Genomic DNA, 7,644 nt, shown 5'->3' with positions numbered 1-7,644 from the left:
TCATTCGTAATCGTTTGGGGTAGCATTTCATAGCTATTAATCTTGAACTGATTTCTAACTTTCTCGACATCACTATCAAGACGCTGATACACTATGTTTTCTAGCTCTTTTGCAGATGCATGAAGCTTAACCGCTTGTCTATGACGTGACATGAGTACCAAAAATGCCTCATATCCAATAGAGCGGTCAAAATATATATGCATGCGGTCCACTGTTTCACCTTGCAATTTGTAACCAGTTAATGCGTATCCATGATTTAACTTCACTCGTCTCTTATTGTTAAAGGCATCTAAAAAAGTATTAATCTCAATTATATCCTTTGAGCCATCTGCTTTATGGACTAAGACCCGTAAAACCCCATCACCTTTACTATTTGCACTTCCTCCAAAAGGATTTACTGATAATATTGTACCAACTTCACCATTACTAATACCGTATCTTAAACTATTCTCTTCAAATACTATTTGATCGCCTTTCATCAGAGGTAGCATTCTACCGCCACTGCTAATTTGCACTTCAGCTCCTTTTAATGCTCCGCTATTTTTTAGCTCATCTCTTACTCGGGCGTTAAACTCAGCTACCTTCTCATTCGTATATGCTCCAATTGCTATACTTCTAATCGCTATTAAATCATCTCTCTTAAGACTATCTATTTGCTCAGTATATTCTTTAGCAAATGACGTTACTAAGCTGGTTTTAGCTTCCTGCTCATTATCTTTAATGTTAAATACGTCTAGTTTTCTATAGATCTCGATTGCGTCATGCATGGCAAAGCGTCCCATAGCCTCAGTAGCTTGTCTGTATTCTAACCGCTCTTGTCTTCTTACTTCGGTCAGCTTAACTCCTCCTGCAATCTTACGAGCTTTGTTAAACGCCCCAGTCATACCAACAGCTGTAAACTGGTTGTTATCACCGACTAACACTAATTTAGCCTTAGCTCTCAAGACTTCATGTGCTAAATAATCCATATTAGCAAGCTCTATCATACTTGCCTCATCGGCAATCAGTACTGTTTTGCTATCAAGCACATCAGAACGTAAAAAGTTTAATACCGAGTCACAACCAATAGATTTTAAATATTCCTCTTCCTCATAATATTTGCTGCTTAAATCTATCTTGAAGTCCCCTCCTTTGGATTCCACGATTTTCTTACGCAGCAAACTCGTATTATCTGCCTTAATGCCTGCATTGCGGCTTAAAACCTTAGCAGATACACTGCTTGGTCCAGTACCTACTACTTTAAAACCAGCTGCTTTGTACTGACGTACTATCTCTCGCATCACGAAAGTCTTACCAGCTCCGGGATTCCCTTCAAGTACGCTAATATCAGAGCCGTTGCAGACTGCGAGGATTGCTTTGATTTGCTCGTCACTAAATGCATGTTTCTTGCTGCCAACGAAGAGCAACCTATCTTTGACACTCTTACTCTCACCAATATTGTTGCAGCTAATGTCCAGATTATGTTCTTCTTTTATGTTTAATTCCTCTATAGCTGATACGTATCTCAGCTCTAAATTTACTCTAGATTTTAATGCATATAGCGTTTTACCAGTCAAATCTTTTTGGTCCATCAGCTCTATCTTGTCAGATAGTAAAAGCTGATTGTAGAGCCTTAAAAACTCCTCGCCGTATTCTTTGTTTAAATGCTCAATAGATGAGTTGTTAGATGTTCTGTTTGTGTGGTTGATATCTGTATTTCGCTCTTTGGTTCCTGCAGTAATTGCTACGGCATCATTTGCTATATTTTGTGCTGTGTTCTCACCGCCTACCTGCTCCTGCACAAGACCTTTGCTAAACTCTCTAATAGCTTCTTGATCCTTTGCAATATCACTATCTTTTGATACTAAATGCACCATCAATGCATCCGATAATGCTATAGCTATATCTTCCTTAGTAAACACTGGTTTCGTATATGAAATACAACCAAATACTATTTCAGGATTTTCATATATCTTCTTTGCATTCTCAGCTATTATCTCTTTGTTTTTTGCCTCAAGCTCAGTAGCCTTCATATAATGAGCAGGACCTTTGTGACGTGTTGGTATTTGATCTATTCCGAGTGCCTTATATGACTTTTCGCTAACTTCCAAATGCAAGCCTGCTTCCTTATATACTTTGTTGATCTCGACCGCACATTGATGCCTTAGATTATTAAGAAATTTAATGCTGCTTGTGAGGTCTCGATCCTTTCTATCAAATACTACTACGCCATTCTCTAAACGCTTCACGTTTCTGCTTAAATATTGAAAATGTACATGTGGATTCTCGGGATTATCGTAATGTATATTTACATCGCAAACTATGCCTCGTGATACTATATACTGCCTTGCAAACTCTTTTACTAATCTAATATTTTCTTCCTTACATATTTCCTTGGGTAATGCAAATTCAATTTCTACCCCTGTTATAGAATCATCCCGTTTTTCTCTTGCTTCTGCCGCATTCCATAATTGCTCTCTATCTTGTAACCATGCAGTGTCTTCAAAGCCTTCAGGAACAAATATCTTGCTATATACTACACCTTGCTTTTTTGTAAAATCATAAGTAATACTTATCTCTTCACCAGTTTCTCGATCAATGGTTTTATATACTAATTTACTGGCAGAAATATATGCAGCTTTAGCGACAGCATTTTGTCCTTTGCTTCTTTGTATTGATGATTTATGGAAGTGGTAGGAAGCCATGTAAATTTTAAAATTAAACCTAATAACCAGTTTACGAATATTTTACTACTCACTGAGCGCATGACATTTTGTGAAACAAAATGTTTAAATGCGCTCTTACGAGAATGCTACCACTATATCATACTACACAATTTCCTCATACTACTTTTTTCTTGTATTCTGCTCAAGGGAGTTAAGGGGGCTGGCTGCCCCCTTAACTGATCCCCCGCTATATCTGTAAAAGAAATATGTGTGATGTTTGTTTTTATTTGACTATATATCTTTTTTGTTGGTATACTAATTTAGTATTAAGTACTTAGATTAGCTTGAAATTTTAAATTAAGGATAACTATGGCAACAAAAGCACTTGCAACAGCTACTAAACTTGCTAATTTACAGCAACTTAAAAAAGAACGTATTGCGAAAATAGAGGCACAACTAGAGACTCAGCAAACTCAGTTGCTTCAAAAACGCAAAGAAGAGTTGTTTAATATATTTAAAACATGTAATGCTCTAACTATTGACGATAATTTGCTGATTGGATTTTTGAAGTTTGTTAAAAACTCAGATAATAAAAATCTTCCAATCTTGAATGAGTTTAAAAGTTTAGGGGGCAAAACTAAAATGCCCAGTAAGCCAAAATCAGCAGACGTCAAAACTGATTAAACTAGTCACAAAGAAATTATGGTATACGCGTATGCAATTACAAAAAGCAGTAGCCTTTGATCGTAAATCTGACGCTAGAAAAAAGATTATGTTAGGCGGATTATTTGTTAAAGCTGGACTTGATTATTTGCATCCTGATAATGCTCATATTCTCTACGGCATGCTGCTTGATTGTAAAGAGCAATTAATACTAAATCCTAAAATTATTGATAAATGGAAAACTAAAGGGCAATCACTCTTTATAAAATAATTATTAACTATATAAATCAGCTTCTTATATGCAGAAATTCTTCATCACTCTTGGATTACTTATAACCACCATTGGGCTTGTTTGGCCTCTTATATCACATCTTAAACTTGGACGCCTACCAGGTGACTTATTCTTTCAAAAAGGTAACTTCTCTTTCTTCTTACCCTTAACCTCTTGCCTACTCCTTAGTGTCTTCATCTCTTTACTCTTATTCCTATTCAATAAATATTTCTAACATTACACACATCTATATAAATTTCTGTATCATCACAACATTTATGCTATAATAATTTACATACACTTTTTACTAGGATACAAATGCTTTTAAAAATGCGATTTAGTAAAAGAGATCAGAAAATACAATGACTATCAGGTTATAAGGATTTGCAAGCATGACTAATGAAGAGGATAATCAGAGGCAACAGCAAACAAGACCTAAGTACAAATCATGATGCTAGCGATACTTCCGAGCGTCCAAGACATGATGCTCTTATTCGCAAAGCTCTAGAAATCCGTTAGTGGCTAAAGAGTTCTTTGAGATGCATCTGCCTCTTAAGATTAAAGCTATGTTTTCAGCTCATACCCTTAAGATGGAAAAAGAAAGCTTTGTTGAAGCAGATTTGAAGCACTCCATATCTGATATTCTATTTTCAGCTAAGTTTAATGACGAAACCGGTTATTTATGGATTCTTTTAGAACATCAAAGTACTCCTGATCACTTCATGGCTTTTAGACTCTTTAAATACATGATGGATATTATAGCAAGACATTTAACCTTAAACCCGAATTGTAAACATTTACCATTTGTATATCCTTTGGTATTTTACAATGGAACTAAACACTATAACTCCCCTAGAAACTTTTGGGACTTATTTAGAAATAAACAATTAGTACAAGATATTTGGAATAAAGACCACCAGCTTATTAATGTTCATGATATTCCTGACGAAGAGCTAAAGAAAAAAACTTGGGCAGGAATACTGCAATTCTTCATGAAACATATACACGAGCGAGATTTACTAAAAAGATGGTATGAAATAGCTGATCTATTGCCTCAAATTTCTCAGATGAATATCGGTATTGATTATCTAGAACTAATTCTAACCTATACATTGATTAAAATAGAAAAATCTGATAAAATAGAACTTGAAAAAATGCTAAAAAGCCGTTTAAATACTGAACTTGGAGAAAAACTTATGACTAGTCTTGCTCACCACTGGGAACAACAAGGTGTAGAAAAAGGTATGCAGCTCGGGGAAGCTAAAGGCAAACATGAAGCTATGACATTAGTAGCACAAAACCTATTAGCTCAAAATATAGATATTAAAACTATCTCTGTTGCTACTGGGCTTACTATTGATGAAATAAATAAACTCAAAAACAGCTAGTGAACATATTATGCAAACAGCAAAATCTACATTAAAACTTAAAGTACCAGTCAGTATTGTTGCGCCAATCCTTAAGAAACAAGTAGTCACCTTTGATAAGCAAGCATTAGAAAATAAACCTGTTAATATTAAAGTTACTAATGATAGTAAACCGCATTCTACTAAGAGCAATAAAGCACAAGAAAGTAAAATTTCTAAAGAATAAATCAAAGCAGAAAAAGCCAAAGCTTTAGCTGAAGCACAAAAAGAAGCTCTTAAAGCTAAACTGGCAAGATGGAAAGATGAATCTAAACAAATCTTAAAATTACTGCAATCAAAATATCCTCTATGCTTTTCTATCCCAGCAAAGCTTCTTGCTATAGGTATAAGCAAGGAAGTTATAGAGTACGAGAAAGATAATTTTTCAAAACAACAAATTAATAGGTTCTTTAGAAGATATTGTTCTGATTATAGATATAAAAAACTCCTTGTTGAAGGAGCTCAGCGTTTTAACTTAGATGGTACACTAGCAACTTTAGTTACTAAAGACGAAGTACCTCCAAAAACTAGTAAATTCTCTAACCTTAAAAAATCATTATCTACATAAATTGTCTGATCACTTGACAGACATTCTTGTAGAACATGAGCCTTGCTCATTTCCATCTATATTGTTATAACAATTTTATTAGGAACTAAAATATGCAATCAAAAAGCTTATACAATAACGCTATCCTAGGAGAACAAAATACAGATTCAAAAATAGATAGCAATATTACCCCTAATTATAAAAAGAGACGTGACATATTAAACAAAATAGTCACAAATCACATAGCAAAACAACAACAAAAATTAACACAAAAAAACAAATCTATAGCAAGATAAGTTAATTTTTTACTAAGTTATTAATATAATATTAACTTATACTTAACTTAACATTATCCGCAAAACATGTGTTTCCCGTATATACTCATATCTACCCATTTACAAATCATTAAAAATAGACTAATCTTATACGATAAACACTATCGTATTGGTTGATAGTACGACAATTAACAAAATAAGGTTTCTAGTACATGTTAGTCGGATATATGAGAGTCTCTAGTGAAAATGATCGCCAGGTCTTTGATCTCCAATATGACGCACTCATTAAAGCAGGCGTAGACCCAAGACATATTTTTCAAGATAAGGTAAGCGGAGCAAATGATAATAGAAAAGGGTTGCAAGAAGCTCTTGATTATCTTAAAGAGGGAGATTGTCTCATTGTATGGAAATTAGATCGGTTAGGACGATCATTATCTCATCTCATTACCCTTATTGATGGTTTTAAGCAGAAAAATATTGGCTTTAAGTCACTTACTGAGCAAATGGATACTACAACGCCCCATGGTGAATTCTTGTTTAGTGTGTTTGGAGCTCTTGCTCAATATGAACGAGCACTGACTAAAGAAAGAATTATGGCAGGTTTGAAATCTGCTAAACAACGTGGCAAAACCGGTGGAAGACCAAGGGTTATCTCACCTGAAAAAATGCAAGCTATTAACGAAGCCCTGAAATCTGGCACAAGCAAAACTGCAATATGCCGGACATTCAATGTTAAAAGAACTACTCTCTATGATAATTTAGAGAATATCCACCGTTGTCTGTGAGGGTAAATCTTGACTGAAATATGAAATGTGTAGTAGTTATAATCAGTACATTAGGTTGCATACAAAATAATCAGGATAAAGAACTATTATGGAAGATTTAAGTTGCTGGCAAGAAAAATTTGAAGCATGTATTTATGCTAAAAAGTTATTGGATAAAGTGATTTATCTCAACAGTATAGTCAAAACCCCACCAATAGATGTTGTAGAAGTAAAGAAGGCAATCTATTACGCCAGAAAGTATCATGGAAGTCAGATGCGTCAATCTGGTGATCCTTACTACTCTCATCCAATTGAAGTGGCTTATATGGTATCAGATTACTTATTTAGAACTGATATTATAGTGACAAGCGTACTACATGATACTATAGAGGATACCGCTCTTACTCAAGAAGATATATCACAACTATTTGGAGATAAAGTAGCAGCTCAAGTTATGGATTTAACCAGGATTAAAGAGAACGGCATAAAGATTAGTGCTGCTGAGGCAGTAGAGATATTGTATAAAGAAAAAAAATATGATGTACTGCTAATAAAGCTCTTCGATAGACTACATAATATGCAAACAATAGGGGCTAAATCTCCTAAAAAAATTAAGAAAACTATAGCAGAAACTATAATATATTTTTTTCTTGTTGGTCAATACTTCAGTCTATCTCAATTTACACATGAGATAGAAATATTATCTACTAAATTTTCTAATTCTTTGTATTGCAGCAGTACACATTTTTCATTTAATGTGTATAATTTGCCTTTGTTAAATTTTCAAAATAATTTAATCCCCACCAATATCCTAGACAGAAAGGAATAAAAATTAGTAATATACCATAATTATTCAGATATTTTATAAGGTAAATAAGTCCAAAAGATGTTAATGGATACATCATAGCTCTTGATAAAGCATATGAAAAACTAGTATATGTGAAACGTTTTAAAATAGGAAAAGATTTAATAAAAATTGGTACAGCTGGCGATTGTCTTGGACCGAATATAATTAAAATTGACTGTAATAAAAATAGCTCGAATACTGTTCCTAAATTAGTTAAGAAAAATGG

10 protein-coding genes and 1 pseudogene are annotated in these 7,644 nt (G+C 33.9%); 9 read left to right on the top strand and 2 right to left on the bottom strand.

The window, feature by feature from the left end; all coding sequences use genetic code 11:
* Positions 1-2,684: MobA/MobL family protein (locus RAT170B_RS07530; RefSeq protein ID WP_045806060.1), on the bottom strand; the 2,684-nt coding region annotated here is incomplete at its 3' end.
* A 330-nt stretch (positions 2,685-3,014) separates the two neighbouring features.
* Here RAT170B_RS07530 and RAT170B_RS07525 point away from each other — a divergent pair.
* The 6 genes and pseudogenes from RAT170B_RS07525 to RAT170B_RS12310 form a co-directional block, all read left to right on the top strand.
* On the top strand, positions 3,015-3,329 hold the full coding sequence (locus RAT170B_RS07525) for a hypothetical protein (RefSeq protein WP_045806059.1): 315 nt from the start codon (positions 3,015-3,017) through the stop codon (positions 3,327-3,329).
* A 31-nt stretch (positions 3,330-3,360) separates the two neighbouring features.
* A complete protein-coding gene (locus RAT170B_RS07520; RefSeq protein WP_045806058.1) occupies positions 3,361-3,579 on the top strand; it encodes a conjugal transfer protein TraD in 219 nt (72 codons plus the stop codon).
* Between the two features lie 28 nt (positions 3,580-3,607).
* The gene (locus RAT170B_RS09335) at positions 3,608-3,814 is read left to right on the top strand and encodes a DUF2905 domain-containing protein (RefSeq protein ID WP_082068721.1); all 207 of its coding nucleotides are present in this window, start codon (positions 3,608-3,610) and stop codon (positions 3,812-3,814) included.
* A 283-nt stretch (positions 3,815-4,097) separates the two neighbouring features.
* Positions 4,098-4,967 (top strand): Rpn family recombination-promoting nuclease/putative transposase, encoded by an 870-nt coding sequence (locus RAT170B_RS07515; RefSeq protein ID WP_409994166.1) that lies wholly within the window; start codon positions 4,098-4,100, stop codon positions 4,965-4,967.
* A 10-nt stretch (positions 4,968-4,977) separates the two neighbouring features.
* Entirely contained in the window at positions 4,978-5,172 is a 195-nt protein-coding gene (locus RAT170B_RS11920) for a hypothetical protein (protein ID WP_045806057.1), read from the top strand.
* Positions 5,173-5,442 (top strand): annotated as a pseudogene (locus tag RAT170B_RS12310) (ProQ/FINO family protein); the annotation flags it as partial.
* Positions 5,443-5,447: 5 nt separating this feature from the next.
* On the opposite strand, the gene RAT170B_RS11910 reads toward RAT170B_RS12310, so the two are convergent.
* A complete protein-coding gene (locus RAT170B_RS11910; RefSeq protein ID WP_261368790.1) occupies positions 5,448-5,603 on the bottom strand; it encodes a hypothetical protein in 156 nt (51 codons plus the stop codon).
* Positions 5,604-5,645: 42 nt separating this feature from the next.
* On the opposite strand from RAT170B_RS11910, the gene RAT170B_RS07505 reads away from it, so the two are divergent.
* The 3 genes from RAT170B_RS07505 to RAT170B_RS07495 all read left to right on the top strand — a co-directional run bounded on the left by RAT170B_RS07505 (position 5,646) and on the right by RAT170B_RS07495 (position 7,400).
* The gene (locus tag RAT170B_RS07505; RefSeq protein WP_045806056.1) at positions 5,646-5,828 is read left to right on the top strand and encodes a hypothetical protein; all 183 of its coding nucleotides are present in this window, start codon (positions 5,646-5,648) and stop codon (positions 5,826-5,828) included.
* 191 nt (positions 5,829-6,019) lie between these two features.
* Positions 6,020-6,592, top strand: a complete 573-nt coding sequence (locus RAT170B_RS07500; protein WP_045806055.1) for a recombinase family protein — start codon at positions 6,020-6,022, stop codon at positions 6,590-6,592.
* 88 nt (positions 6,593-6,680) lie between these two features.
* Positions 6,681-7,400: an HD domain-containing protein gene (locus RAT170B_RS07495; RefSeq protein WP_045806054.1), complete on the top strand. Its 720-nt coding sequence runs from the start codon at positions 6,681-6,683 to the stop codon at positions 7,398-7,400.
* The last annotated feature ends 244 nt before the right edge of the window (positions 7,401-7,644 follow it).

This window comes from Rickettsia argasii T170-B (assembly GCF_000965185.1).
GTDB classification, from domain to species: Bacteria; Pseudomonadota; Alphaproteobacteria; order Rickettsiales; family Rickettsiaceae; genus Rickettsia; species Rickettsia rickettsii.
The sequence above is the reverse complement of the archived record's forward strand: the minus strand, read 5'-3'. Positions and strand labels throughout refer to the sequence as shown.